The organism is Devosia sp. LC5 (assembly GCF_000735585.1).
In the GTDB taxonomy this organism is placed as follows: Bacteria; Pseudomonadota; Alphaproteobacteria; order Rhizobiales; family Devosiaceae; genus Devosia.
Map to the genome: position 1 here is coordinate 243,848 of NZ_JNNO01000001.1, position 25,212 is coordinate 269,059.

Annotated in this window: 26 protein-coding genes; 5 read left to right on the forward strand and 21 right to left on the reverse strand. The window is 61.8% G+C overall.

Annotated features, from left to right (window positions below; genetic code table 11):
* Nucleotides 1-2 precede the first annotated feature (2 nt).
* The 19 genes from FF80_RS01165 to FF80_RS01255 form a co-directional block, all read right to left on the reverse strand.
* A complete protein-coding gene (locus FF80_RS01165; protein ID WP_035096875.1) occupies nucleotides 3-206 on the reverse strand; it encodes a hypothetical protein in 204 nt (67 codons plus the stop codon).
* A complete protein-coding gene (nuoE, locus tag FF80_RS01170; protein WP_035096877.1) occupies nucleotides 207-1,514 on the reverse strand; it encodes an NADH-quinone oxidoreductase subunit NuoE in 1,308 nt (435 codons plus the stop codon).
* Nucleotides 1,514-2,707 carry an NADH-quinone oxidoreductase subunit D gene (locus FF80_RS01175; RefSeq protein WP_035096879.1) on the reverse strand — a complete coding sequence of 398 codons (1,194 nt, stop codon included), beginning with the start codon at nucleotides 2,705-2,707 and terminating at the stop codon, nucleotides 1,514-1,516. The genes nuoE and FF80_RS01175 overlap by 1 nt, the downstream gene beginning before the upstream one ends.
* A complete protein-coding gene (locus FF80_RS01180) occupies nucleotides 2,704-3,321 on the reverse strand; it encodes an NADH-quinone oxidoreductase subunit C (protein WP_035096881.1) in 618 nt (205 codons plus the stop codon). Before FF80_RS01180 ends, FF80_RS01175 begins: the two co-directional genes overlap by 4 nt.
* 11 nt (nucleotides 3,322-3,332) lie before the next feature.
* Nucleotides 3,333-3,914, reverse strand: a complete 582-nt coding sequence (locus FF80_RS01185; RefSeq protein ID WP_035096882.1) for an NADH-quinone oxidoreductase subunit B — start codon at nucleotides 3,912-3,914, stop codon at nucleotides 3,333-3,335.
* Nucleotides 3,905-4,270 (reverse strand): NADH-quinone oxidoreductase subunit A, encoded by a 366-nt coding sequence (locus FF80_RS01190; RefSeq protein ID WP_035096883.1) that lies wholly within the window; start codon nucleotides 4,268-4,270, stop codon nucleotides 3,905-3,907. The genes FF80_RS01185 and FF80_RS01190 overlap by 10 nt, the downstream gene beginning before the upstream one ends.
* A gap of 430 nt (nucleotides 4,271-4,700) precedes the next feature.
* On the reverse strand, nucleotides 4,701-5,249 hold the full coding sequence (locus FF80_RS01195; RefSeq protein ID WP_035096885.1) for an outer membrane beta-barrel protein: 549 nt from the start codon (nucleotides 5,247-5,249) through the stop codon (nucleotides 4,701-4,703).
* A 293-nt stretch (nucleotides 5,250-5,542) separates the two neighbouring features.
* Entirely contained in the window at nucleotides 5,543-6,094 is a 552-nt protein-coding gene (locus FF80_RS01200; protein WP_035096887.1) for an outer membrane beta-barrel protein, read from the reverse strand.
* A gap of 191 nt (nucleotides 6,095-6,285) precedes the next feature.
* Nucleotides 6,286-7,014, reverse strand: coding sequence for a peptide-methionine (S)-S-oxide reductase MsrA (msrA, locus tag FF80_RS01205; RefSeq protein WP_052153032.1), 729 nt, complete (start codon nucleotides 7,012-7,014; stop codon nucleotides 6,286-6,288).
* Nucleotides 7,015-7,141: 127 nt separating this feature from the next.
* The gene (locus FF80_RS01210) at nucleotides 7,142-8,263 is read right to left on the reverse strand and encodes an epoxide hydrolase family protein (RefSeq protein ID WP_035096889.1); all 1,122 of its coding nucleotides are present in this window, start codon (nucleotides 8,261-8,263) and stop codon (nucleotides 7,142-7,144) included.
* An 81-nt stretch (nucleotides 8,264-8,344) separates the two neighbouring features.
* Nucleotides 8,345-9,010, reverse strand: a complete 666-nt coding sequence (locus FF80_RS20770; protein ID WP_081917139.1) for a helix-turn-helix domain-containing protein — start codon at nucleotides 9,008-9,010, stop codon at nucleotides 8,345-8,347.
* Between the two features lie 113 nt (nucleotides 9,011-9,123).
* Nucleotides 9,124-10,056 (reverse strand): LysR family transcriptional regulator, encoded by a 933-nt coding sequence (locus FF80_RS01220; RefSeq protein ID WP_035097051.1) that lies wholly within the window; start codon nucleotides 10,054-10,056, stop codon nucleotides 9,124-9,126.
* Between the two features lie 61 nt (nucleotides 10,057-10,117).
* Complete coding sequence (locus FF80_RS01225; RefSeq protein WP_035096890.1) at nucleotides 10,118-10,903, reverse strand: enoyl-CoA hydratase-related protein; 786 nt, start codon at nucleotides 10,901-10,903, stop codon at nucleotides 10,118-10,120.
* On the reverse strand, nucleotides 10,900-12,051 hold the full coding sequence (locus FF80_RS01230; RefSeq protein ID WP_035096891.1) for a CaiB/BaiF CoA-transferase family protein: 1,152 nt from the start codon (nucleotides 12,049-12,051) through the stop codon (nucleotides 10,900-10,902). Before FF80_RS01230 ends, FF80_RS01225 begins: the two co-directional genes overlap by 4 nt.
* On the reverse strand, nucleotides 12,048-13,412 hold the full coding sequence (locus FF80_RS01235; protein ID WP_035096893.1) for an FAD-dependent oxidoreductase: 1,365 nt from the start codon (nucleotides 13,410-13,412) through the stop codon (nucleotides 12,048-12,050). Before FF80_RS01235 ends, FF80_RS01230 begins: the two co-directional genes overlap by 4 nt.
* A gap of 21 nt (nucleotides 13,413-13,433) precedes the next feature.
* On the reverse strand, nucleotides 13,434-14,267 hold the full coding sequence (locus FF80_RS01240) for an ABC transporter permease (RefSeq protein ID WP_052153034.1): 834 nt from the start codon (nucleotides 14,265-14,267) through the stop codon (nucleotides 13,434-13,436).
* Complete coding sequence (locus tag FF80_RS01245; RefSeq protein WP_152558219.1) at nucleotides 14,258-15,061, reverse strand: ABC transporter ATP-binding protein; 804 nt, start codon at nucleotides 15,059-15,061, stop codon at nucleotides 14,258-14,260. Before FF80_RS01245 ends, FF80_RS01240 begins: the two co-directional genes overlap by 10 nt.
* Nucleotides 15,062-15,063: 2 nt before the next feature.
* Nucleotides 15,064-16,098 carry an ABC transporter substrate-binding protein gene (locus FF80_RS01250; protein WP_035096898.1) on the reverse strand — a complete coding sequence of 345 codons (1,035 nt, stop codon included), beginning with the start codon at nucleotides 16,096-16,098 and terminating at the stop codon, nucleotides 15,064-15,066.
* A 160-nt stretch (nucleotides 16,099-16,258) separates the two neighbouring features.
* Complete coding sequence (locus tag FF80_RS01255) at nucleotides 16,259-17,122, reverse strand: LysR family transcriptional regulator (RefSeq protein ID WP_035096900.1); 864 nt, start codon at nucleotides 17,120-17,122, stop codon at nucleotides 16,259-16,261.
* A gap of 96 nt (nucleotides 17,123-17,218) precedes the next feature.
* On the opposite strand from FF80_RS01255, the gene FF80_RS01260 reads away from it, so the two are divergent.
* Entirely contained in the window at nucleotides 17,219-18,145 is a 927-nt protein-coding gene (locus tag FF80_RS01260; protein WP_035096902.1) for a dihydrodipicolinate synthase family protein, read from the forward strand.
* Nucleotides 18,146-18,172: 27 nt separating this feature from the next.
* On the opposite strand, the gene fdxA is transcribed toward FF80_RS01260, so the two are convergent.
* Entirely contained in the window at nucleotides 18,173-18,508 is a 336-nt protein-coding gene (gene fdxA / locus FF80_RS01265) for a ferredoxin (RefSeq protein ID WP_035096904.1), read from the reverse strand.
* Nucleotides 18,509-18,665: 157 nt separating this feature from the next.
* On the opposite strand from fdxA, the gene FF80_RS01270 reads away from it, so the two are divergent.
* The 4 genes from FF80_RS01270 (at nucleotide 18,666) to FF80_RS01285 (ending at nucleotide 24,191) form a co-directional block, all read left to right on the forward strand.
* Entirely contained in the window at nucleotides 18,666-19,232 is a 567-nt protein-coding gene (locus tag FF80_RS01270) for an XRE family transcriptional regulator (RefSeq protein WP_035096907.1), read from the forward strand.
* A 60-nt stretch (nucleotides 19,233-19,292) separates the two neighbouring features.
* Nucleotides 19,293-20,477, forward strand: a complete 1,185-nt coding sequence (locus tag FF80_RS01275; protein ID WP_035096909.1) for a glycine C-acetyltransferase — start codon at nucleotides 19,293-19,295, stop codon at nucleotides 20,475-20,477.
* Complete coding sequence (tdh, locus tag FF80_RS01280; RefSeq protein WP_035096911.1) at nucleotides 20,477-21,499, forward strand: L-threonine 3-dehydrogenase; 1,023 nt, start codon at nucleotides 20,477-20,479, stop codon at nucleotides 21,497-21,499. The genes FF80_RS01275 and tdh overlap by 1 nt, the downstream gene beginning before the upstream one ends.
* A 268-nt stretch (nucleotides 21,500-21,767) precedes the next feature.
* On the forward strand, nucleotides 21,768-24,191 hold the full coding sequence (locus tag FF80_RS01285; protein ID WP_035097053.1) for a glycoside hydrolase family 3 C-terminal domain-containing protein: 2,424 nt from the start codon (nucleotides 21,768-21,770) through the stop codon (nucleotides 24,189-24,191).
* A gap of 8 nt (nucleotides 24,192-24,199) precedes the next feature.
* Here FF80_RS01285 and FF80_RS01290 read toward each other — a convergent pair whose 3' ends face one another.
* Complete coding sequence (locus tag FF80_RS01290; RefSeq protein WP_035096912.1) at nucleotides 24,200-25,201, reverse strand: NADP-dependent oxidoreductase; 1,002 nt, start codon at nucleotides 25,199-25,201, stop codon at nucleotides 24,200-24,202.
* Between the last annotated feature and the right edge of the window lie 11 nt (nucleotides 25,202-25,212).

Here is a 25,212-nt window from a genome sequence, read left to right on the forward strand (position 1 = left end):
GATCAGCCGTTCCGCTTCCGCAAGTATGAAAACCAGGCAGCCACTCCGATGGCCGCGCCAATGGCGCCCAGCAAAGCTGGCGGGGCGCCTGGAATAAGGTAAACAACAAGGCCTTGGGCAATGATCATGGCAATAACCACAAAACCCACGCCCATGGCGTAGTCCTTGGTAGTCATTTTGCCAAACTCGATCTTGCCCTCAGCCATTTAGCGTGGGTCCTTCCCAAATACCTTGCGGTATTCTTCGACCCCGCCGCGCGCTAGCACATCCGCCTGCTGCAGCCAGTTATCGCGCGCAACGCGACCCTTGAAGCTCAGCGAGTCCTCGACCCTGGCAATGTCCTCGGCCGACAGCTTGGCAACCTGGCTCCACTGGGTGATGCCCAAAGCGTTGAGACGGCCCTCGAGCACGGGGCCAACGCCTGAAATCAACTTGAGGTCATCCGGTGCGCCATCGGGGGCCTTGAACAGCGGCGCTGCACCACCCTTTTCTGCCACCGGATTGACTTCGGCAGGATTGGCCTTGGGCGCCTTGATCGCACGGGTCTTTGCGGCGCCGGCCGGCGTAGCACCATGCGCGGACGCGGCATTGGTGGCCTTGCCGGGAGCCCTGCCCCCATCGACCTTCGCCGCATCGGACTCGGCGCCGACAGCGGTTTCCCGCATCGCCTTGTTGGGCTTGCCATTCGCCTTGGCCGCAATATCTGCCGCCTTGCGCTCGCCTTCGGCCTTGGCCTCGGAAACCTTGGCCGATTTGGGCGTCCCCTTGATCGCCGGAGCAGATTCAGCAGTTACGTCCTTGGGCTTGGCCGCGGTGGTCGGCGCGGGGGCGGCTGGTGCCGCCGGGGGAGCCGCAGCTTCTACTGGCGGGGGTGGCGGCACGAACTTCTCGCGCCTGGCGCTCGGCTTCTCCAGCAGCGTGGTGCGGCCACCTTCGGCAGCCGAATTCAGCCGTTCGATCTGCGAGCCCGCCTTGATCGTATCGCCCTTGCCGGCCTGGAAAGCGTCGATGATCTCTTCCAGCCGTTCGGCCGTCAGGTCTTCATAGGTGTCGTGGAAAATCGCCACCATGGGTGCGTTGACGCAAGCGCCGGCGCATTCGACTTCTTCCCAGCTCAGCGTGCCATCTTCGTTGAGATGGTGCGGATCATGGTGGATCTTGCTCTTGCAGACCTCGATTAGCCCCTCGGCGCCGCGCAGCATGCATGGCGTCGTGCCGCAGACCTGGATATGCGCCCTGCTGCCGACCGGCTGCAGCTGGAACTGGGTATAGAAGGTCGCCACTTCAAGCACACGGATATAGGCCATGCCCAGCATGTCGGCGATCGTTTCGATCGTCGCCCGGCTGACCCAGCCATCCTGATCCTGCGCGCGCATAAGCAGCGGAATAACAGCAGATTGCTGACGGCCGGCCGGGTAAAGCCCGATCTTCCATTCCGCCCATTTGGCGTTGTCAGCAGTAAAGGCGAACGCGGCCGGCTGAACCGACTCGTCCGCAAGGCGACGCGCAACCATCAGCGATCAACCTCTCCGAACACGATATCAAGCGAGCCAAGAATGGCCGAGACGTCAGCCAGCATGTGGCCGCGACACAGGAAATCCATGGCCGACAAATGCGCAAAACCCGGCGCGCGGATCTTGCAGCGGTAAGGCTTGTTGGAGCCGTCGCTGACCAGATAAACGCCGAACTCGCCCTTGGGCGCTTCAACAGCGGCGTAAACCTCGCCGGCCGGCACTTTGTAGCCTTCGGTATAGAGCTTGAAGTGATGGATCAGCGCTTCCATCGACTTCTTCATCTCGCCACGGCTGGGTGGCACGACCTTGCCATCGAGCGAGGACACCGGGCCCTTGCCATCGGCTGCATTCAGCTTCGCCACGCACTGCTTCATGATGCTCGTCGACTGGCGCATCTCTTCCATGCGGATGAGATAGCGATCGTAGCAATCGCCATTCTTGCCGACCGGGATGTCGAAATCCATTTCGGCATAGCATTCATAGGGTTGGCTCTTGCGCAGGTCCCAGGCAGCGCCCGAACCGCGCACCATCACGCCGGAAAAGCCCATATTCCACGCATCATCGAGATCGACCACGCCGATATCGACGTTGCGCTGCTTGAAAATGCGGTTATCGGTCAGAAGACTGTCGATATCCGCAAGCGCCTTGGGGAAGGTCTCGCAGAACGTCTCGATATCATCGATCAGCGCCTGCGGCAGGTCCTGATGGACGCCACCAGGGCGGAAATAGGCGGCATGCATGCGGGCGCCCGAAGCGCGCTCATAGAACACCATGAGCTTTTCGCGCTGCTCGAAGCCCCAGAGCGGCGGCGTCAACGCGCCAACGTCCATGGCCTGCGTCGTCACGTTCATCAGGTGCGCCAGGAGGCGCCCGATTTCTGAATAGAGCACGCGGATCAGTTGGCCACGGCGCGGCACTTCAAGGCCCAGCAGCTTTTCGACGGCCAGGGCAAAGGCATGCTCCTGGTTCATCGGCGCCACGTAATCGAGGCGGTCGAAATAGGGCACGGCCTGCAGATAGGTCTTCTGCTCGATCAGCTTTTCGGTGCCGCGATGCAGCAGGCCGATATGGGGATCGACACGCTCTACGATTTCGCCGTCCAGCTCCAAAATCAAGCGCAGAACGCCGTGAGCGGACGGGTGGACTGGTCCAAAGTTGATGGTGAAATTGCGGACTTCGGCTTCAACGGTCATTGCTTGGCCTTCTCGTCACCGGGCAGCACATAGTCTGTACCCTCCCAAGGCGACAGATAGTCAAAGGTGCGGAATTCCTGCATCAGCTTGACCGGCTCATAGACGACCCGTTTGCGCTCTTCGTCATATTTGACCTGAACGAAGCCGGTGACCGGGAAGTCCTTGCGCAGCGGATGACCGTCAAAACCATAATCGGTCAGGATGCGGCGCAGATCAGCGTGACCGGAGAACAATACGCCGTAGAGATCGTAGGTCTCGCGCTCGAACCAGTCAGCACCACGGAACACGCCGGTAATGCTGGGCACCGGCATCGTATCGTCGGTCGTCAGCTTGATGCGGATACGCTGATTCAGATGCGGGCTCATGAAGTGGTAGACCACGTCGAACCGCTCATCGCGCTCCGGGTAGTCGACCGCCGTTACGTCGATGAAGCTGATGAACCGGCATTTGGCATCGTCGCGCAGGAAGGTGGCGACGGCCACAATTGCGTCGCGCCCGATGGTCAGTGTCAGCTCGCCATAGCTGATTTCGCTGGCAAGAATTACGCCGCCCAAAGCGTCGGTAATGTGCTCGCCCAGCGCGGTCAGCGGATCAACCTCGATAACTTCATCCATGAAATCGGGTCCTAACGTTCGATGGTGCCGGTGCGCCGAATCTTCTTTTGCAGCAAGAGGATGCCGTAAAGAAGCGCTTCAGCGGTCGGGGGGCAGCCGGGGACGTAGACGTCCACCGGCAGCACGCGATCGCAGCCACGCACAACCGAATAGGAATAGTGATAATAGCCGCCGCCATTGGCGCAGCTGCCCATGGAGATGACGTAGCGCGGCTCGGGCATCTGGTCATAGACCTTGCGCAAGGCCGGAGCCATCTTGTTGGTCAGCGTACCGGCAACGATCAGCACGTCGGACTGGCGCGGAGAGGCGCGCGGGGCGGTGCCGAAACGCTCGATGTCGTAGCGCGGCATCGACATCTGCATCATCTCGACGGCGCAGCAGGCCAGGCCCGTCTGCATCCACATCAACGAGCCGGTGCGAGCCCAGTTGACCAGTTGCGACACGGTGGAAACCAGGAATCCTTTGTCCGCCAACTCGTCCGTCACATCGGTGAAGAACGGATCGGTGGCACCTGCAGTCTTATTGGTGCGCGGATCGATGAGCCCGGTGGGACGCGGCGCAACCAGCGTAGCGTTCTGTTCGCTCAATCCCATTCGAGAGCCCCTTTCCGCCATTCATAAATGAACCCGACGGTCAAAACGCCGAGAAAAATCATCATCGACCAGAAGCCGAACCAGCCCACATCCCGGAAAGCCACGGCCCAGGGGAAGAGGAAAGCCACTTCGAGGTCGAAGATGATGAAGAGAATCGACACGAGATAAAAACGGACGTCGAACTTCATGCGCGCATCGTCGAAGGCTTCAAAGCCAGCTTCAAACGCGGAGACCTTTTCAGGGTCCGGGCGCTTTACGGCGACGATGAAGGGGGCCACCAGCAGCGACAGTCCGATAAGACCGGCAATGCCGATGAAAATGACAATGGGCAGATAGTCGCTGAGCAAATCAGTCATGCGGCAGCCTAACACTCAAGACCGACAGGAGAAGCCGGGAACGCGAGAGTTCTGCAAGCAATTGGGGCAAGCGAACCAACGCGGAAGTTGATGGCTTGGGATTAGACCTTTGGCTGGCGCGTTTCAAGGGAAAGAAAATATGAGAAGAATAATCATATATCGATAGTGCGAGAGAGCGCCAATTTGCCACGCCGATAGGCATTTCGGCGGCAAACATTTGCGTGAAAACGGGCTGTCACGGCATACGCGCCTGGCGCCCTGGTGCTAACGGACTGTGCACGCCGACACGCCGGATAACCGCTTCGCGTGCACCTTCAGATAACCGAATCATGAACCCAAAAGCAAAACGGCGAACCACACGAAGTGGTTCGCCGAATTGGGCTTACAAGATTCAGTCGACGGGGCGCGAACGCCCCATCTCTTATAAATCTTAGAAGTGGTAGGAAACGCCGATGGTTGCCTTGGCGGCTTCGAAGAAGTCATCGCCATCGTCGAACGTACCGACACCGACGATCTGGCCACGAACGGACACAGCATCGGTAACAGCAAGCTCAACACCACCGCCGAGCTGGTACAGCCCAACGTTGTCCGAACCGTCCTGAGCTGCAACACCGGCACCGGCGAGAGCGTAGACGAGGACCGAGTCGGTCACAACGGCGCCAACGCGACCGTTGATGAAGAACTCGCCGTAACCGTCGGTCTCATCGCCAAACACGTATTCAGCAGTGCCTTCGACGCCGAGCAGGATCGGGTCTGCAACGATGAAGTTCACGCCGACGTGAGCACCGATGACACCATTGGTGAAGCCGTCGAAGAACTCGCCGCCGCCCTGAACACCAGCATACATACCATCCCAGGAGAAACCGGCTGCTTCATAGATCGGAGCAGGCGTGGTCGGGATGATGAGGTCGGCGGCCTGAGCACCACCAACGAGCAGCGCGGCAGCAGCCACACCGAGAGAAAGCGAACGTACAAACATATCTTGCACTCCCATAGAGTTAACCGTAGTCGACCGATAAATGCCCCACGAGGGGGCCGCTGACAAGCCTCCCCAAGGGCAAATTTGGAGGCTCGGATAAGATTCAATGACCATTTGGGGGCTTGTGTTGCATCAATACCGCGCAATTGGTTCAATTTGATACAAATGCGGCTTGATTGGCGCCTGCCCATGGTCACCAGACGGCAGAATCAGGGCACTGCGCTTGCACAAAGCCTTGCCCGAAAACGAAATAGCCCCACCATAGACAGGGCTATTGGACCGCTTGTCAAGAATCAGAAGTGATAGTTCGCGCCAACGGTAAACTGGTTCTTGGCGTTATCACCCGAGAGGGGGAAGCTGCGCAGATATTGCGCTTCGACCGAGACATTGCCGGAGATCGCCATTTCGACCCCCGCGCCGAACAGCATGTCATCTTCCTCAGGCGCACCAAGATCGAGCCCATAGCCGCCCGCGGCATAGACGGCCACATCATCGGTGACGGCCAGGCCCGCGCGGCCCAGAATCTGACCATAGCTGGTCTCCCCGACCCCATCATTGCCCGCCAGGCCCTGTACGGCCACTTCGGCACCCAATAGATAATAGTCAAACTGAGCATTGACGCCCGCCTGGACGCCCAGGCCATATTGCGTGCCGCTGGCCTCGCCATTCTGCGCGACGCCGTAGACGCCCGCATAAAAGCCGGTCCAGTCGAAACCCGCCGGCTCGGCAACGGGCATTTCAACCGGCGTGGACGTGGGAACGGTGATCATGTCGGCCGCACAAGCGGCCCCTGTCGAGAGGGTGGCGGTCATTGCGGCGATAGCGAATGCGTTGAACAGTTTCATCGCTGTTCTCCCTGCTATTGAGACCGTCTGCGACAGGAACCCGCGATTTGTCTGCTTGGTTCCGTAACGGCCCGACCACTTACTCCTACGACTGCTTGCTGGCAGAATGGTGCCCATCGAGGGGCCAAAAAATGGCACTGCCAGTAGTTTGCATATGCGTCACCGCCGATGGCTGCGCCCTGCCCTTCTCTTTATAATGTACCGACAAGCACCGGCTCGTCACGATATTCGTCGGGGAACAGCGCCTTGAGTGCCGCGATCTTGGGCAGGTCATTGGCCACGATATAGGGCCAGGTCGGATTCAGCGTCAGGAAATCCTGGTGGTATTGCTCGGCGGGATAGAATGCCTCGAACGGCTCTATCGTGGTGACGATCGGCCCTTCAAACAAACCGGCCTTGTCGAGCTCGGCAATATAGGCCCGGGCCAGTTCCGCCTGCGCATCGCTGACGGGAAAGATCGTCGAGCGATATTGCGTGCCGTGATCGGGACCCTGGTAATTGAGCTGGGTCGGGTTGTGCGCGACCGAAAAGTAGATCTGCAGCAATTGGCCATAGCTGACCACAGCTGGATCATAGGTCACCTCAACGGTTTCGGCGTGGCCGGTGGTGCCGCTGCCGGTCTGCTCGTAAGTCGCCGTCTCCGCAGCGCCGCCGGAATAACCTGAGACCGCATTGGTGACGCCGACCACATGCTGGAACACGCCTTGCACACCCCAGAAGCAACCGCCGGCAAAGACGGCCGTGGCGGTCGGCCCGGATTCGGTGATATCACTGGAGGGCGCGGGAATGACAACAGGCTTTTCTTCGGCCCTCGCCCCGGCCTGCCAGGCGCCAAGCAACAGGACCGGCACGAAAAACAGCGCGGCCAGGGCGGCACGGGTCGTCGGAGCAGTCAACGGGATGGCGGATGATCTGGCCATAAGACGAACCTTTGCGAGCTGTTATACGCGGCTAGGCTTTATATACGGGCAAAGCCCGCGCCAGAGCAGCAGTATCACGTCGAAATGAAGCGGGAAGCGGCGGCGACGGCCACCACTCCCCTGCGCATTATTTGAGACTGGTGAAGAAGGCCGCGACCTCGGCCGCCCAAACCTGGGGCACTTCCAGCGCGGCGAAATGGCCGCCGCTGTCCAGTTCCGTCCAGCGGGCAATAGTGTTTCCATCCTCACTGAAGCGGCGAATGGCAACTTCGTCGCGGGCGAAAACGGCCACCCCGGTAGGAACGCCCGAATTCGGCTTGGGTGACCACGCCTCTGGATCATGCGCATTCTCGTAGTAGAGGCGGATCGAAGAGGCGGCCGTGCCGGTGAACCAGTAGACCAGAAGATTGGTCAGGAACTTGTCCTTGTCCACGGCATCGGGACTATCGCCGAAGCCGGCGAACATGTCGCCCAGCCAGGCAATAAGGCCCGCGGGCGAGTCGGTGATGCCGTATGCCACTGTCTGGGGCCGGCTGGACTGCAACGCATTGAAGCCAAAGCGCTCGGCCATGAATTGCTGCAGGCGTTGCAGACGGGTCTTTTCGGCATCGCTGAAAGTGGCGATCTCGCTGGGTTCGATCGGGCCCATCGGGATGAAGCCCATGGTGGCGGCGTTGACATGAACGCCAATGACCCGATCGGGCGCAGCGCGGCCGATAGCCGGCGCGATCACCGCCCCGGCGTCGCCGCCCTGCACGCCGAAGCGCTGATAGCCAAGGCGCGACATCAATTCGAGCAGGGCATTGGCGATGCGGCCATCGTTCCAGCCGGCCTCGCGTGTCGGGCCGGAAAAGCCAAAACCGGGCAGCGAGGGAATAACCAGATCGAAGCCGGCGGCGGTCAGCGGCTCGATGGCGCCGAGAAATTCGACGAAGGAGCCCGGCCAGCCATGCAGCAACAGCAACGGAATTGCATTCCCGGTGTCTGCCTTGACGTGCAGGAAATGAATGGTCTGGTCATCGATCTCGGTGGTGAATTGCGAATGCCGGTTGATGGCGGCTTCCTGGGCGCGCCAGTCAAAACCGTTTTGCAGGCGATCGATCATGCCGGCGACAAAACTGGTCGTGGGACCATAGCTCCAACCAGCGCCGGGCACCTCATTGGCCAGGATCGTATTGGCCAGGCGCTGGCGCAGATCGGTCAGTTTGGCTTCGGGAATGGCAATCTTGAACGGGGTGATGTCGGTCATTTGCTGCGTCCTTGCTGGTGTTGAAAGTGCATCCTTTCTAGCCAGCGGGGCGATTGCGGGATTGAAGATTTCCGACAAGTTTCAGTCGCGGGCGAGCCTGCCGGGCGTCACGCCCATAATGGCCTTGACCGAGCGGATCATGTGCGGCTGATCGGCATAGCCCAGGGCAAATGCCACATCGGCGCCGGGCCGGCCCTGTTGCAGCAGCGCCAGCGCCTTTTGGGCGCGTTCGATCTGGGTGAATGTCTTGTAGGTGAGCCCGGTGGTCTTGAGAAAGTGCCGCTGCATGGTGCGCTCGGACATGGCCATGGGGTGGCCCGAGACGACGGAGGCGACGAGGCTATTATCCTCGACATGGCTGTGGCGCACCAGCTTCTGCACGAAACTGTCCACGGTGTCGAAGGTCGGGATTTCGAGCACGTCAGTGCCGAGCCAGAAGCGGTCCCGGCCGATGGTTTCAAGCACGGTGCCTTTGTCGCGCATCTGCTCGCCGGGCATCAGGGACATATAGCTGCTGGCCTTGAAGGCAATGGAGAGGATTTCGTCGCCGGCGGCGTAGTGGTGGGTTACGGCGGTCGTGGTGAGGCCCGTGCGCAGCACGATGGTTTGGTCTGCCGATTTGAGGATGGCAAAGTCCCAGCAACCATCCGGGCGCATCAGCATGCTGCCGGCCTCGGTGAACCTTGTATGGGTCACCGATTCCACTATTGGCGACGACCAGCCCTCCAGCCTCGTGACCCTATCCATGCCACCCGCCCGATTTCACGCTGCCCCAGTCTGCCAGATTTGCGAAGCGCCGGAAATAGCGAGCCCTAATCGGCCGCCGGTCCCGTCAGGGTCTTGCCGGCTCGCCGTTCGGGCTATGTGCCCTCCAGCGGGGCCACGGCGTAGATGCGGTCGGCGAAGCGCTGCAAGTCGAGCGCGAGTTGTTCGGCGACGAGCAGGGTAGCGCCGGTCAATTGCCGGCGGTTGGGGGTGACTACAGCCATTTCCAGCGGACTGAGGCGCAGGCCGGCAATGGGAACAGCCTTGACCAGACCCTCCTCCAGCTCCTTTAGCAGGCCGATGCAGGTGAAAAAGGCTATGCCATCACCGGACAGGATGAGCGGCTTCAGCATCATCTGACTATTGGTCGCCACAAAGGTGCGGCTGACGCGATCGAGCGAACCCAGTTCCCAGGCAATGATCGAGCTCATCACTTCGTGGTCGAGCTGGAGCAGCAGGCGAAATTGCGCGCATTCCTGCAGGGTGACACTGGCTTGCCGGGCGAGCGGGTGGCCGCTGGCCACGATGGCGCGGAGCGGCATGCGTACCCCCGTGACCACGTCGATATCGGGCGGCCGGGCCAGATCGAAGGTGATGCCGATATCGCAATCGCCCTCGGCAAGCAGCTTGAAGATCGTGTTGTAACTCTCTGTACGAATACGGAAATCGATCGCTGGATGTTGCTGATGAAACCGGCGGACGAATTCGGGCAGGAATTGAATGCCCAGGCTATCGAGGCAGGCAATATGCACCCGCCCGGTGCGCTTGCCGCGCATTTCCCCGATTTCCGACCGCATCAAATCGAAATGGCGCAGCGTCTCGGTGGCGTGCCGTAGCACGATTTCCCCGGCATGGGTCAGCCGCAGGCCATCGGAAAACCGCTCGAACAAGGGCGTGCCCAATTCGTCCTCGAGCTTCTTGATCTGCCGGCTGAGCGCGGAGGTTGCGACATGCAATTCCTCGGATGCCTTGCGGATCGAGCCGGAGCGCGCCACCTCGGCAAAGTAACGCAGGATGCTGGCATGCATGGCGGGCCTGTCGTGAAAAATCGCTTTGGTCACCTAGTCCTAGCATGGCGCGGGAAATGCGCTAGCGGCCCTGCCATACCGGAGCGCGCTTTTCCTGGAAGGCTCGCACGCCCTCGCCGGCATCCTCGCTGACCAGGGCGGCGATCAGCGCCGGGGTGCGCAGCGCCTGCGCCTCGGCAGGCGGCAGGTGGGACGTGCGGTTGACCGTCTGCTTGATGGCGCGGAGCGAGAGCGGCGCGCAGGCCACGATGTCATCGACCCAACGCTGCACGGCGACGTCGAGTTCGGCCAGCGGCACCACTTCGTTGATCAAGCCGTAACTCGCGATTTCGGCGGCGGTGAAGCGCTTGCCGGTCAGCATGACGCCCATGGCCAGATTGTGCGGAATCTTGCGCTGCAACTGGATCATGCCGCCCTCGAGTGGCATGCGGCCGACACGGGCCTCCGGCAGGCCGAATTTGGCGGTGTCGGCTGATATGACGATGTCGCAGCCCAGTACTATTTCGAAGCCGCCGCCCAGGGCAAAACCGTTGACCCGGGCGATCAGCGGCACGTCCATGCTTTTGCGATAGGCAATGCCGCCGAAGCCGTGCGGGTGGCTCTGCGACCAATATTGCAGGCCTGACTTTTCGATGCCGTTGTCGCCGCCCTTTAGGTCGGCACCGGCACAGAAGGCCTTTTCGCCGGCGCCGGTCAGCACCACGCAGCTGATGTCGGCGCGGCTCTCGATATCGCGCCATACCATTTCGAGTTCGGCTTCGGTGGCGGGATCGACCGCATTCATCCGCTCGGGACGGTTGAGGGTGACGCGGGCAATGCGATCGGCGACGCTGTACTCGACACTCATTCTGCCGCTTCCTGCTTCAGCTCGGCCAGGATCGCTTCATTGTGCTCGCCCAGAATGGGCGGCTTGAGGCGGATGGAGACTTGCGCACTGGACATGTCGATGGGCGAGCCGATGACACGCACCGGGCCGGCTGGTGTCTCGCCCACATCGAGGATCAGCTTGTTGATCAGCGTCTGCTCGTCGGCCAAAGCCTCGGGGAGCGAGCGCACTTCGGAGCACAAAATGTCCACGTCTTCCAGGCGCTTGAGCCAATGCGCTGTTGTATTGGTTGCGAAATGCTGACGGAACACGGCTTGCAGCGCCGGGCGCGTGGCCATTTGGGCGTCGAAGTCCTTATGTTCGGGCTTTTGCGACAGATCTTCGATGCCCAGAGCGGTGCAAATGTCCTGCAGGGGATTGGTTTTGAACGCCCCGACCATGACGAGCGCACCGTCGGTGGTCTCGAACACGCCGGTCAGCGGGAAGGCGGACCAGTTCAGTTCCTTGCCGCGCATCAGATGCATGGTACCTTCCTGCATCTGCATGGCGATGAGCGAGCTGTAGAGGCTGACGGCAACCTGCTGGCCTTCGCCGGTACGGTCGCGATGCAGCAGCGCCAGCAAGATGCCCTGCACCAGATGCATGCCGGCCGAGTAATCGGCCAGCGTCGTCGAATAGACGGCTGTCGGGTGGCTGTTGTCGGATTTGCGTTCCATCACCCCGGTCAGGGCCTGGGCCAGTGTGTCCTGGCCGCCCTTGTGGCGGTAAGGGCCTTCGAGGCCGAAGCCGGTGCCCACGGCATAGACCAGCCGCTTGTTGATTTTCTTCAGATCGTCATAGCCAAAGCCCATGCGCTCCATGACGCCGGGCCGGAAATTGTTGACGACCACATCGGCGCTGCGCAGCAATTCGAGCACAGCGGCGCGGGCTTCCGGGGTCTTGAGGTCCAGCGCCAGGCTCTTCTTGTTGCGATTGAGCGAGGTGAAGACGGGATTGTTAAGCCCGTCGGGGTCGGATCCCAGCGACCAGCGCGAGAGGTCGCCGATCTTGGCCTTTTCGACCTTGATCACCTCGGCGCCGTAGTCGGCCAGCATCTGCGTGCAGCACGGGCCCAGCATGACCTGGGTGAAATCCACGACGCGGATGCCGTCGAGCGGAAGGGAACTCATTCTGCAGCCTCCAGAAAGAGGGCGTTGGCGGAGGGAATATCGCCGGGATCGGCGCCTTGGGCACGCAGGCGCTGGCGTATTTCGGCTATGTCGGCGTGCCGCGCCGTAACGCCGGCATTGAGCGAAACCACGGCAGCAACACCGGCTGCTTCCCCCATGGCCATGCAGGGCGGGATTTCGCGGCTCGATTTCTGGGCCTGGGGCGTCGCCGAATAGTGGCGGCCGGCGACGATGAGCTGGTCGATCTCCTTGGGCAGCATGGAGCGATAGGGCGTGTAGTAATCGCGGCCCCGGCACACTGTGTCCTCGAAATGCCGGCGATGCATGACATCGTCCTTGCTGACGACATAGGCGCCTTCGAGCAGGCGGGTCTGGCGCACGCCGGTCTGGGGCGCAAAATCCACCACGTAGGATTTTTCAAAGCCCGGCAGGTTCTCGCGGGCGAAATCGAGCAGGCGGCCGATACGGGCCCTGCCCTCGAGTTCAGCGGCCGTGAGGTCTTCTACCTTCATGCCGCTGAGCTTGGGCATGTGCGGGCAATTGAGCCAGACCACGCCCGGCAGCGGCGTCTTGAGCCACCAGAACGACCAGCAGCCGCCGATCAGACGCTTGGCTTCGTGATCGAGCGCCTTGAACTTTTCCGGCTCCTCGCGCTCGAAGCGCTCGGCGGCATCGGTATCCACCCCGCCCCAGCGGGAGACAGTGGTGAGGATGAAGTCCGAACTGGTATGGGCGGCGCCGGCACTGGCGGCGACGTCGAGGTCGCCGGTCGTGTCGATCACCACGCTTCCCATGATGGCTTCAAGGCCAGCCTTGGTCTGGCAGACGACGCCGGTGATCCGGCCGTCTTCGACAATGGCCGAGGAGAACCAGCTATGGAGGCGGATCTTGACCTTGGCGTCGGTCAGCAGGTCGTAGGAGGTCTGCTTGAAAGCATCGGGATCGAACGCTGCGGCGTAGCAGACAGGATGGGGGTTGGGATTGCTCTGGACATGAAAGTCGAACAGACCCCAGCGCGCCCAGCGTTGCCAGGCTTCCGGCGTATCCCGGAATTCGATGGTGCGGTCATTCTCGCTCGGCACTACGGCTAGACCCTTCCGCTCCATGCGCTCGATCATCTCGACGCAGATGCCTTTGACGGTGACCTCAGTGCCGTTGATCATGTCATCGAGCACCAGGACCATGCCACCGGCGGCCAGGCCGCCGACATAGGGATAGCGCTCCAAGAGGGTCACGCTAGCGCCGTTGCGGGCCGCCGAGATGGCCGCCGAAATGCCGGCTGGGCCGCCACCGACGACGACGACATCCGACCGATCCACGACATTGACCTGCCGGGACGGCAAAACGATTGGGGATTGCATGATGTAAATTCCTCCTCGCGCCTATTCGGACGCGGCCGGCTTCCACCGGACGATGCGGCTTTCCGCCAATGAAACGAGTGAGAACAGGAGCACGGCGAGCAATGCCGCGATCACCACGGTGGCGTAGAGCAGCGCCGAGCGGAAATTGAAGGTGGCGTCGATGATCAGCGCCCCCAGCCCGTAGGTAGATCCGATCCACTCGGCGACGATGGCTCCCATGACGCAACTGGTGGCGGCAATGCGCAAGGCTGCGAACAGGAACGGCAGGGATGCCGGGATGCGGACCTTCCACAGGATCTCATTGGGGCTGGCGGAGAGCACCCGCATCAGATCGAGCATGGCGGGACTGGCCGATTTGAGACCCTGAACCATGTTCACCAGCGTGGGAAAAAAGCAGATCAGCGCCGCGATAATGATCTTGGGTGTCAGACCATTGCCGAAGATGAGGACCAGGATCGGCGCCAGCGCGATGATCGGGATGGCCTTGACGAAGACCGCGAGCGGGTAGACCGCCTGCTCGGCCGTGGGGCTGTGCACGAACCAGATCGCCAGCAGGATGGCAAAGAGGTTGCCGAACACAAAGCCCAGCGCGGCTTCGAGCATGGTGGGTTGGACATTACGCCAGAGCGTGCCGGCATTTTCGTAAAGCGCCACCGCGATTGCAGTGGGACTGGGCGCCATGAAGGTGGGCACGTTGAAGACGGTTACCCCCACCTGCCAGACGATGAGCAGGCCACCTGCCGTGAGAATGACGGGCAAGCTGCGCTGCAGACCTTCGCCGAAGCGATGAATGAAGCCTTCGTTCGGCTCAACGTTACTGGTGACGGGGTTGGAGAGCGCGTCAGTCATAGACATTCCTCCAGCATCGTGCGCAGGCGCGCGGTGACCGTGATGAATTCGACGGTGTCGCGAATGGCCAGCGACCGGCCGGAGGGGAAATCCACCTTCATGAAGTCCTTGACCCGCCCCGGATGCGCCTTGAGCATCAGCACGTGCTGGCCCAGGAACGCGGCTTCCGGAATGGAATGGGTCACAAAGACAATGGTCGTCCCCGTCTCCTGCCAGATGCGCAGCAATTCCTCATTGAGCTTGTCGCGGGTAATTTCGTCCAGCGCGCCGAATGGCTCGTCCATCAGCAGGATACGCGGCCGGGTCACCAGTGCCCGGGCAATGGCGACGCGCTGGCGCATGCCGCCGGAAAGCTCATGCGGCAGCGCATCTTCGCGGCCGGCCAGGCCAACCATGGCCAGCAGCTTGTGCGGGTCGTCAAAACTGGCGCCGTTCTTCTTGCCGACCTCGATCGGCAGCCGCACATTGTCGATGACGCTGCGCCAGGGCAGCAAAGTGGCGTCCTGGAAGACGAAGGCGAAATCGCGGCCTTCGCGGGCCTGCCGGGGCGAGCGTCCCAGCACGGAAATATCGCCGCCACTGGTCGGCACCAGATCGGCTATGGCGCGCAACAAGGTGGATTTGCCACAGCCTGAGGGTCCCAGCATGGTGACAAAGCCGCCCTCGGGAATGTCGAGCGAAACGTCGGACAGCGCGGTGACTTCGCCCCTGCCCTCGCCGAAACGCACCGAGACGTTCCTGACCGAAATGGCGGGATGGCTCGCGCTCGTTTCCAGATTCTGTTCCAGAGCTGCCAACATGGTCAGCCCACCGCCCTGCGCGCATCGACAGTGGCATCGAGCACCGAGAAGGTGACGACGTCGTCGAGCGTGGGCACAGTGCCGGAGAACTGCCCCAGATCCGCATAGGTCTTGATCTGCGCTTCCCAGAGCGCCGGGCTCATGGTGCCCCAGCCATCGGCTTTAGTGGTTTCGCCAAAGGAATAGTTGGACACCGCCCCGACCGCCAACAGCTCAGGCGCGCGCTGCATATTGGGATAGGCTTCCACCAGCATATCCACACCTTCTTCCTGATTGTCGCGCACATAGGCCCAGCCTTTGGCGGCGGCCCGGGTGAAGCGGGCGAGCACATCGCCGTGGTTGTCTATCTGGTCGTCGGTGGCGAAATAGACATTGGCGTAGAGCTGCAGTCCGGCATCCCACAGCATCAGTTCGACGGCGTCCGGGCCCAGAATCTGCATGGCCTCGACATTGGTGTTCCAGCCGGTCACCACATCGGCCTGGCCGGTGATGAGCTGGTTCATATCCGCGCCCATATTGACGATGCTGACCTGATCCTCGGCAATACCATTGGCGGCCAGCAGCGCACGCAGCAGGATGACTGCGGAGGGCTGGGTAGCGACGGTCTTGCCGATCATGTCCTGCGGCGTACGGATCGGGTTCTTGCCCAGCGAGAAATAGGAGAAGGGATGTTTCTGGTAGCCGGCGAGGAACGCCTTGATGGGAATGCCGGCCGAGCGCGCCAGCATGATGGCGGGGCTGGATGAGGTCATGCCCAATTGCGACTGGCCAGCCGCGACACCGGCCACGCCATCGATATTGGGACCACCGGGTACGATTTCGAGCTCGACGCCTTCCTCGGCAAAGAAGCCCTTCTTGATGGCAGCGACTTCTCCCAGAATGCCATTGGAGGCGAGCCAGCCAAGCTGCATCCGAACCTTGGCGACATCCTGCGCCAGCCCCGCCTGCACGCCGATCAGGCTATGGGTGGCAGCCATGCCTCCCAGCGCGGCGGTACCAAGAACAAAGCGGCGACGATTCATCGTAAAAATGGACATGAGCTGCGTTCCCTGTTGCAGTGTCCCCGGCTTTCCCTCTCCGGGTTGTCATCGCGACGTCACCGATGATGGCCCAGGATGCCGTTCTCAAGAAGTTCAAAAATTCGCGGTTTTAATTGCCGAAAAGGCAACGCTCGGAATTTCTGCTACTGTCGGAGAATTAGCGCGCTGTGACGGCTTCGAGCAGCGCCTGGACCAGCCGTTGGCGTGGGGTGCCGCGGCGCCAGACCACGCCGACATTGCGCTTGGCGGTGATCTCTTCGAGCGGCAGGGCCACAATATTGGGACAATGCGGCCAGGGCTTTGGCCAATCGGGCACGATGCCGACGCCCAGGCCCTGATCGACCATCACTGCAATAGCTTCGAGCGCGTCAAGCTCCACCAGATCCTGGGGGATTATTCCGGTCCGGCGAAGATAAATATCGACGAGCCGCCCGCCCCAACTGGCGCGATTATAGCGCAGGAAGGGTTGGGCGCTCAGAAGGTCGGCCACGCTGCGCGAGGCCAGCTCGCGATGCGCCAGCAGCACCAGCGGCTCGCGGCGGACGGTTTGCCACTGCATGGATTTGGGCATGACGAAGGGCGGCTGCACGATAATGGCCGCATCGAGTTCGCGGTTGCGCACGCGGTCGAACAAATCCGGGCTCGCGCCGGGCGCCAGGACCAGTTCGAGCCGGGGTGCCGATTGCCGCAGGTCGAGCAGGGTCATGGGCATCAGGCCGGTCAAGGCCGTGCTGATGCAGCCCAGCGTCAGGCGCCCGGCCGGCTGGTCGGGCTGAGCGGCGGTTTGCAGGTTGGCGACTTCCCCCAGAATGCGGCGCGCAGGCTCGACGAGCGCCGCCCCGGCACTGGTGGGACTGACGCGCCGGCCGGCGCGCGCCACGAGCGGTACACCTATTTCTGCCTCCAGAGCCCGCATTCTTTGACCAACCGCGGCGGCGGTGATGCCGAGGCGTCGAGCCGCTTCGGCCATCGAGCCCTGCTCGACGACGCAGACGAAGGTTTCAAGGAATTGCGTGTCCATCAATAAACATTAGCTATCGTCTCAAGATATGGGAAGACAGTTTCACCCGCAGCGATATGTGTGGATACTGCGCCGCACCGATATCCGAGGAATGCCATGCCCCTGTCCCCGCAAACCAATGGCGTCTACGCCATCGCCGCCACGCCGTTCCACCCCGATGGCGCGCTCGACACCAATTCCGTTGACAGGCTGACCGATTTCTATGTGCAGTCCGGCGTCACTGGCCTGACCATTCTGGGCATTATGGGCGAGGCGCCCAAGCTCGAGCCCGAGGAATCGCTGCAGATCACCCGGCAGGTGGTGGACCGGGCCGGGGTGCCCGTCATCGTTGGTGTGTCGGCGCCCGGCTTTGCGGCAATGCGGTCGCTGGCGCGCAACGTGATGGACCTCGGCGCCGCCGGCGTCATGATCGCCCCGCCCCCCGCCCTGCGCACCGACGAACAGATCGTCACCTATTATGCCCAGGCAGTCGAAGCCATTGGCGAGGACATCCCGTTCGTCATCCAGGATTATCCGCTGACCCTGACCGTGGTGATGACGCCCAATGTCATCCGCACCATCGTCAACAATCACGCCTCCTGCGTCATGCTCAAGCATGAGGACTGGCCGGGGCTGGAAAAGATCAGCAAGCTGCGCGGGTTCCAGAAGGCCGGCGAAATGCGGGATATCTCGATCCTGTGCGGCAATGGCGGGCTGTTCCTCGATTTCGAAATGGAGCGCGGCGCCGATGGTGCGATGACTGGCTACGCCTTTCCCGACATGCTGACCGATGTGGTGAGCATGCAGCAGCGGGGCGAGCGCGAGGCGGCACATGACCTGTTCGACGCCCATTTGCCGCTGATGCGCTACGAGCAGCAGCAGGGCGTGGGGCTGGCGGTGCGCAAATATGTGCTGCAAAAGCGCGGCGCCATTGCCAGCGATGCCCAGCGCAAGCCCGGCAGCAGCCTGACCGCTGCCGCTAAGGCCGAAATCGAGTATCTATTGCAGCGTCTGGCGCGCAAAGATCCGCGTGCGGCGCTATAATGGCATATTGATCGAGGCGGTCTGCGGCTACTGTGCCGATTGGGGCCGGTGAGCGGCTACGACAGGGTGATCGAGCGGGGTCGAGCGTGACTTTTCCCAGCCTCCGGGCGACCCCATATTGGTTACCTCCGGGCCAAAAAAGTCTCGGTTTACCGCGATATAGCCCTTCTGCGTTTCGGCGATGTCGCCTTCCCAGGCAACGGCATCGACCGGACAGACTGACAGGCACAGGCCACAATTGATGCATTCGTCAGGGTGGATGTAGAACATCCGCCCGCCCTCATAGATGCTGTCCACCGGACAAACCGAGGCACAGGCGCCGTCCTTGATGTCAATGCAGGTCTCGGTGATCACATAGGTCATGTCTCAGGTCTCCTCGAGCCATAATGGCCACCTCCCCCGTTCGATTAAAGCGCCGAATGTCGTACGACCGATTGCCGAAACGGCAACGCGGGACGCTGCTCCAGGAATGGACACCTCACTGCATCATCCGTTATATCGGAAAGGAGTGAGGAGTGTGATGGTGAGTTCCAGCCCGAAAATCGGCCCGGTTGTCCAGAACGAGCGCAAGGCGCGGCGGTTGACGCTTGAGGCTCTGGCGGGGATGTCTGGGGTTTCCAAATCGATGCTGAGCCAGATCGAGCGGGGCGAGGCCAATCCCACTTTTGCGGTGCTGTGGAGCCTGACCCAGGCGCTGGGGCTGGAATTTTCCGACCTCATCGCGGGCGGCGGCACCGCCAATGAACACGACGTCATTGAAATCACGCCTGCGCCCCATACGCCCGAGATCAAGAGCGGGGATGGACTTTGCCGGCTGAAGATCCTGAGCCCGCCCCGTTTGGCGGGCCACACGGAATGGTACGCGGTCGAGATCGCGGCAGGCGGGCGGCTGGACAGCGAAGCCCATGCCAAGGGCGCGGTGGAACATTTCACGGCCTGGACCGATGGCCTCATCATCAGAAGCGGCCGGGGCGAAGCAGAAGTGAAGCGCGGCGAGACCGCCCGCTACCCTGCCGACGTGCCGCATGCCATTTCGAATGGCGGAACCGAGACCGCCACGGGCCTGCTGGTTCTGCTCTACCGCTAGAATTCCATTGTTGCGGCATCGTTTCCGTTATATTGGAATATCCGTCAGGAGGAGGTTCCATTGGATTCCGGTTTTCTCAAGCATCTGCAAAGCGAGCTCGACGGCATAGCTGATGCAGGCATGCTCAAGCGTGAGCGGCAAATCACCGGACCGCAGGGTGGCCGCATCGCAGTGGGCGACCGTATAATGGTCAATCTGTGCGCCAATAATTATCTGGGCCTCGCTGACCACCCTGAAATCGCCGCTGCCGCGATCGACGCCATCCAACACTATGGTTTCGGCATGGCCTCGGTGCGCTTCATCTGCGGCACGCTGGACCTGCATCGCGAGCTCGAGCAGGCAACGGCCAAATTCCTCGGCAAGGACGATTCCATTCTCTTTGCAGCGTGTTTTGACGCCAATGGCGGGCTGTTTGAAAGCCTGCTTGGCTCGGACGACGCCATTATTTCGGACGCTCTCAACCATGCCTCGATCATCGACGGCGTGCGCCTGTCCAAGGCCAAGCGCTACCGCTATGCCAGCAGCGACATGGACGACCTCGAAGACCAGCTGAAGCTGGCGGTGTTGGAGGGCAGCCGCTTCCGGCTGATCGTCACCGACGGCGTGTTCTCGATGGACGGCCATATCGCCAAGCTGGCCGAAATCCGGGCGCTCGCTGACAAATATGACGCCATTATCGCGGTCGATGATTGCCACGCGACAGGACATCTGGGCCCGAAGGGACGCGGCACCGGTGCGCTGACCGGCGCCGAGGTGGACATCATCACAGGCACATTCGGCAAGACGCTGGGTGGGGCGATGGGCGGGTTCATCGCCGGACCGCAACAGGCCATCGACCTGCTGCGGCAACGCGCGCGGCCCTATCTCTTTTCCAATGCGCTGGCGCCGGCCGTGGCTGCCGGATCGTTGAAAGCACTGGAGCTGGCCGATCAGGCTGACGACCGGCGCGCAACGCTGATGGCGCACACGAGACGCTTCCGGGCCGGGCTTTCAGCCGCTGGCTTCGATCTGCTCGACGGCGAGACACCCATCATCCCGGTAATGCTAGGCGAGGCGACCAAAGCGCAGGAACTGGCGGCGGCGCTCGACAGGCGCGGTGTCTATGTCGCGGGCTTCTTCTTCCCCGTCGTGCCCAAGGGCAAGGCGCGCATCCGCACTCAGATGTCAGCGGCGCTGAGCGAAGCGGACGTGGACTTCGCCATCGGCGCCTTTGCCGAAGCAGGACGGGAATTGGGGATCATCTGATGAAAGCGCTCGTCAAGGCCAGGCCGGAACGCGGCATCTGGATGGAAGACCGGCCAATTCCTGAGATCGGACCCGAAGATGTATTGGTCAAGGTACACAAAACCGGCATCTGCGGCACGGATATCCATATCTACAACTGGGATGAGTGGGCAGCCAAAACCGTGCCGGTGGGGCTGATCACCGGCCACGAATATGCCGGCGAAATTGCCGCTATTGGAGCCGATGTGCGTAACCTGAAGGTCGGGCAGCGCGTGTCCGGCGAGGGCCACGTTGTGGGGATGAAAAGCCGGGCCAGCCGGGCGGGCAAATTCCATCTCGATCCCGAAACCAAGGGCATTGGCGTCAACCTGCCGGGCGCCTTTGCCGAATTCGTCAGGATACCAGCCTTCAACATTATCCCCCTGCCCGACGGCGTCGATGATGAGATGGGCGCAATCCTCGATCCGCTCGGCAATGCCGTCCATACCGCACTGGCATTCGACATTGTGGGCGAAGATGTGCTGGTGACCGGCGCCGGCCCGATCGGCATCATGGGCGCCGCGGTGGCCCGCCATGTGGGCGCGCGGCGCGTGGTAATCACCGACGTCAATCCCGAGCGGCTGAAACTGGCGGCGGAAGTGGCCGATGTCGTTCCGGTCAACATCGCCCATGAAGACCTGCGCGAAGTGATGTCAAAGCTCGGCATGAAGGAAGGCTTCGATGTCGGGCTTGAGATGAGCGGATCGCCCGCGGCACTCGACCAGATGATCGACCACATGGTCATGGGCGGGCGCATCGCGCTGTTGGGCGTGCCGGCCCGACCGTTCAATTTCGATCTGGGCAAGATCGTGTTCCGGATGATTACGTTGCGCGGCATCTATGGGCGGGAAATGTTCGAGACCTGGCACAAGATGCTGGCCATGCTGGAATCGGGGCTCGATGTGCGCAAGGTCATCACGCGCCGGATGAGCGCGGACGATTACGCCAAGGCGTTTGAGCTGGCCGCAGGTGGCGAAAAGGGCAAAATCGTTTTGGAGTGGTAAGCCGCCCTGCCCCACAAGTGCATTTTTTCACGATTCGATCCTCGTCACACAAACGCAGCATGTGTTAGCGATTGGCGTCGCATTTGACGAGTGCGCGCGATGCTGACCGGAACGTTGGGAACTTCGCAAAAGCGTTGCTGGTATCGATCTTCCTGCGGCACCGTTGGCCACGTATAAGGCCATGGTGATCGGTGCAGATGTGGGCACCCAAGGCGTCGGGGAGAATATTTTGAGCAATTCCGAACGGATCGAGCAGCTGCTGGCCGCCATGACGCTGGAGGAGAAGGTTTCCATCCTTTCCGGCGAGGATTTCTGGAGTGTGCCGGCAATCGTGCGCCTGAATATCGGCAAGCTGCGCGTAACGGACGGCCCCAATGGCGCGCGTGGCGGCGGGTCGCTGATCGGCGGGGTGAAATCGGCCAGCTTCCCCGTAGGCATCGCCCTGGGCTCGACATGGAATGTGCCGCTGCTCGAAGAGATCGGCGCGGCGCTGGCCGACGAGGTTAAGTCCAAAGGCGCCCATATACTGCTGGCGCCCACGGTGAATATCCATCGCTCGGTGACCAATGGCCGCAATTTCGAATGCTATTCGGAGGACCCGCTCCTCACCGCCGAGCTGGCAGTAGGCTACATCAAGGGACTGCAGGGCCAAGGGATCGGCGCCACGATCAAGCACTTCGCGGGCAATGAAAGCGAGATCGAGCGCACGACCATTTCGAGCGAAGTGGGCGAGCGGGCGCTCCGCGAAATCTACCTCGTTCCCTTTGAGGCTGCGGTGAAGAAGGCCGGCACCTGGGGCATCATGAGCTCCTACAACCGGCTCAATGGCACCTATACTTCGGAGCATAACTGGCTGCTCGGCACCGTGTTGCGCGATGAATGGGGCTATGACGGCATCGTCATGTCCGACTGGTTCGGCAGCCATTCCACGGTCGAAACCGTGACTGCCGGGCTGGACCTGGAAATGCCCGGCCCCACCCGCGATCGCGGGCAGAAGCTGGTAGATGCGATCAATGCCGGTAGTGTCGATGCAGCGATCGTGGACCAGCGCGTGCGGGCTATGCTGCGGCTGATGGAGCGGGTTGGCTCGCTCGATGATCACCGCCCGCATGCCGAACGCGCCGATGACCGGCCGGAAACCCGTGCGCTCATCCGCCGGGCCGGGGCCGAGGCCGCCGTGCTGCTCAAGAACAACGGCGTTCTGCCGCTGGCCGGCGAAGGCAAGATCGCCGTGATCGGCCCCAATGCCAAGACTGCACAGATCATGGGCGGCGGCAGCGCCCAGCTCAACGCGCATTATCGCATTTCGCCCTGGCAGGGACTGGTTTCAGCCATTGGCGAGGACCGCCTGAGCTATGCGCAGGGCTGCACCAACGAGCGATTCCAGCCGGTGCTGCGCGGCAATTTCACCGTGGAGTATTTCGACAACGAAAAACTGGCGGGCACGCCGGTACATATCGATACTCAGGAAGAGGCGCAGGCCTTCTGGATCGGCAATGTGGGCGGCGGCAAGGTGGACCCGCTGCATTTTTCGGCGCGGATCACGGGCCAGTTCACCCCCGAGGTGAGTGGCGAGCATCGCGTGGGTATCTATTCGGCTGGCTTTGCCAAGGTGTTTGTCGATGGCAAGCTGATTGCCGACGCCTGGACAAACTGGAGCAAGGGCCGCACCTTTTTTGAGGAGGGCTCTGACGAAGTCGCCGGCTCGGTGACCCTGGAGGCCGGCCGCAGCTATGAAGTGGCGATCGAATTTGCCACCAAGGCATTCGCCACGCTGGGCCTTGCAGCCTTCGCCTGCGGCATCGGATATCCCCTGGGCGACGAGGCCATTGCAGAGGCGGTGCTCGCGGCGCGCGATGCCGATGTCGCATTAGTCTTTATCGGCCGCAATGGCGAGTGGGATACCGAAGGCAGCGACCTGCTATCGATAGAGCTGCCGGGGCGGCAGAACGAGCTGGTGGCGGCGGTGGCCCAGGCCAATCCGAACACCATCGTGGTGCTGCAGACCGGTGGCCCAGTGGAAATGCCCTGGGTCGGTTCGGTCGCGGCAGTATTGCAGGCCTGGTATCCCGGACAGGAAGCCGGCAATGCCATCGCCGATGTGCTGACGGGCGCTGCCGAGCCCGGCGGGCGCCTGCCGCAGACCTTTCCAGTTCGTTGGGCCGACAATCCCGCGCATAGCCAGGATCGCGAAGTCTATCCGGGGCTGGAGGGCAAGGTGCGCTACGAGGAAGGCATCTTCGTGGGCTATCGCCACTATGACCGGCTGGGCCTCACGCCGCTTTTCCCCTTTGGCTTCGGGCTGGGCTACACCAGCTTCACGCTGTCCGCCCTCAAGGTGGACGACAGCCGGTTCGAAAGCGATGGCGAGATCAGTGTCGGCCTTGCCGTGACCAATAGCGGATCGCGGACCGGTTCGGCCGTCATCCAGCTTTATGTCAGCGACCAAGACTCGTCGGAGCCCCGCCCGGCAAAGGAACTCAAGGCCTTTCACAAGGTGCAGCTGGCGCCCGGCGAAACCGGCAAGGTGACCCTCAAACTCGATGCCCGCAGCTTCGCCTATTACAACGAGACCGGCCACCACTGGCTGGTGGAAGCCGGCACATTCACGCTGCGGGCGGGCCTATCCTCGGCCGACCTGCCGCTGAGCGCCAGCGTCGAGCGGAAGACACCGATGGTACTGGGGGTTTAGACGGGCGCCTACCTGACCTTGATCACCACCTTGCCCTTGGCACGGCCCTGTTCGATATAGGCCAGCGCTTCGTTGGTCTGTTCGAACGGGAAGACGCGGTCGATCACCGGGCGGATGACGCCCGCCTCGATGAGCGCGGTAATCCTGGCCAATTGTGCGCCATTGCCGGCCATGAACAGGAACGAATATCGAAGACCGGCACGCCTGGCTTGCCGCCTTATGCTGGCGCTGAGCAGACGCAGGACCAGATTCAGCAGCGGGTTCAAGCGCTTCTCCCGGGCAAATTCGGGATCGGGCGGACCCGAGATCGACACCGCGACCCCACCGGGTTTCAGTATCCGCAGGGACTTTTCGAGTGTCTTGCTCTCCTGGCTGTTGAGGACGACGTCATAGCCCGACAGAACCTGCTCAAAGTCGTCCTTGCGGTAATCGACGACGATATCGGCACCGAGGCTTTTGACCAGATCGGCGTTGGCCGCGCTGGTCGTGGTGGCAATTGTTGCGCCCAGATGCTTGGCCAATTGAATGGCGATGGTGCCAACGCCGCCTGAACCAGCCTGAATGAACACCTTCTGGCCTTTGCGAAGGCCCGCCCGTTCAACCAGCGCCTGCCAGGCGGTCAGCCCCACCAGCGGAACGGAGGCGGCCTCTTCCATGCTCAGGTTTTTTGGCTTCAGCGCCACGTCCGCTTCGTCCATGGCGATATATTCGGCGAATGTGCCGATCCGCCCATCGCGCGGCCGGGCATAGACTTCGTCGCCCACATTGAACTGCCTGACTTTCGCGCCGACGCGAATGACCACCCCGGCCACGTCATGGCCGGCGATAAAGGGCGGTGCATAGGGCACGATGAGTTTGAATTCCCCATCCCTGATCTTGGAGTCCAACTGGTTCAAACTGGCGGCGTGGACCTGCACCAACACATCGTTTGGTCCGACCTCCGGCTCTGGAACGTCGCCGAACCGGAGGGGGGTGTCCTTTGCGTAGCGATCAACGATGAAGGCTTTCATTTTCGTGGCTT

Bases quoted from the DNA above. Each gene is read 5' to 3' on its own strand.
- FF80_RS01165 (WP_035096875.1), bottom strand. From the start codon at position 206: ATGGCTGAGGGCAAGATCGAGTTTGGCAAAATGACTACCAAGGACTAC.
- nuoE (WP_035096877.1), bottom strand. From the start codon at position 1,514: ATGGTTGCGCGTCGCCTTGCGGACGAGTCGGTTCAGCCGGCCGCGTTC.
- FF80_RS01175 (WP_035096879.1), bottom strand. From the start codon at position 2,707: ATGACCGTTGAAGCCGAAGTCCGCAATTTCACCATCAACTTTGGACCA.
- FF80_RS01180 (WP_035096881.1), bottom strand. From the start codon at position 3,321: ATGGATGAAGTTATCGAGGTTGATCCGCTGACCGCGCTGGGCGAGCAC.
- FF80_RS01185 (WP_035096882.1), bottom strand. From the start codon at position 3,914: ATGGGATTGAGCGAACAGAACGCTACGCTGGTTGCGCCGCGTCCCACC.
- FF80_RS01190 (WP_035096883.1), bottom strand. From the start codon at position 4,270: ATGACTGATTTGCTCAGCGACTATCTGCCCATTGTCATTTTCATCGGC.
- FF80_RS01195 (WP_035096885.1), bottom strand. From the start codon at position 5,249: ATGTTTGTACGTTCGCTTTCTCTCGGTGTGGCTGCTGCCGCGCTGCTC.
- FF80_RS01200 (WP_035096887.1), bottom strand. From the start codon at position 6,094: ATGAAACTGTTCAACGCATTCGCTATCGCCGCAATGACCGCCACCCTC.
- msrA (WP_052153032.1), bottom strand. From the start codon at position 7,014: ATGGCCAGATCATCCGCCATCCCGTTGACTGCTCCGACGACCCGTGCC.
- FF80_RS01210 (WP_035096889.1), bottom strand. From the start codon at position 8,263: ATGACCGACATCACCCCGTTCAAGATTGCCATTCCCGAAGCCAAACTG.
- FF80_RS20770 (WP_081917139.1), bottom strand. From the start codon at position 9,010: ATGGATAGGGTCACGAGGCTGGAGGGCTGGTCGTCGCCAATAGTGGAA.
- FF80_RS01220 (WP_035097051.1), bottom strand. From the start codon at position 10,056: ATGCATGCCAGCATCCTGCGTTACTTTGCCGAGGTGGCGCGCTCCGGC.
- FF80_RS01225 (WP_035096890.1), bottom strand. From the start codon at position 10,903: ATGAGTGTCGAGTACAGCGTCGCCGATCGCATTGCCCGCGTCACCCTC.
- FF80_RS01230 (WP_035096891.1), bottom strand. From the start codon at position 12,051: ATGAGTTCCCTTCCGCTCGACGGCATCCGCGTCGTGGATTTCACCCAG.
- FF80_RS01235 (WP_035096893.1), bottom strand. From the start codon at position 13,412: ATGCAATCCCCAATCGTTTTGCCGTCCCGGCAGGTCAATGTCGTGGAT.
- FF80_RS01240 (WP_052153034.1), bottom strand. From the start codon at position 14,267: ATGTCTATGACTGACGCGCTCTCCAACCCCGTCACCAGTAACGTTGAG.
- FF80_RS01245 (WP_152558219.1), bottom strand. From the start codon at position 15,061: ATGTTGGCAGCTCTGGAACAGAATCTGGAAACGAGCGCGAGCCATCCC.
- FF80_RS01250 (WP_035096898.1), bottom strand. From the start codon at position 16,098: ATGTCCATTTTTACGATGAATCGTCGCCGCTTTGTTCTTGGTACCGCC.
- FF80_RS01255 (WP_035096900.1), bottom strand. From the start codon at position 17,122: ATGGACACGCAATTCCTTGAAACCTTCGTCTGCGTCGTCGAGCAGGGC.
- FF80_RS01260 (WP_035096902.1), top strand. From the start codon at position 17,219: ATGCCCCTGTCCCCGCAAACCAATGGCGTCTACGCCATCGCCGCCACG.
- fdxA (WP_035096904.1), bottom strand. From the start codon at position 18,508: ATGACCTATGTGATCACCGAGACCTGCATTGACATCAAGGACGGCGCC.
- FF80_RS01270 (WP_035096907.1), top strand. From the start codon at position 18,666: ATGGTGAGTTCCAGCCCGAAAATCGGCCCGGTTGTCCAGAACGAGCGC.
- tdh (WP_035096911.1), top strand. From the start codon at position 20,477: ATGAAAGCGCTCGTCAAGGCCAGGCCGGAACGCGGCATCTGGATGGAA.
- FF80_RS01285 (WP_035097053.1), top strand. From the start codon at position 21,768: ATGACGCTGGAGGAGAAGGTTTCCATCCTTTCCGGCGAGGATTTCTGG.
- FF80_RS01290 (WP_035096912.1), bottom strand. From the start codon at position 25,201: ATGAAAGCCTTCATCGTTGATCGCTACGCAAAGGACACCCCCCTCCGG.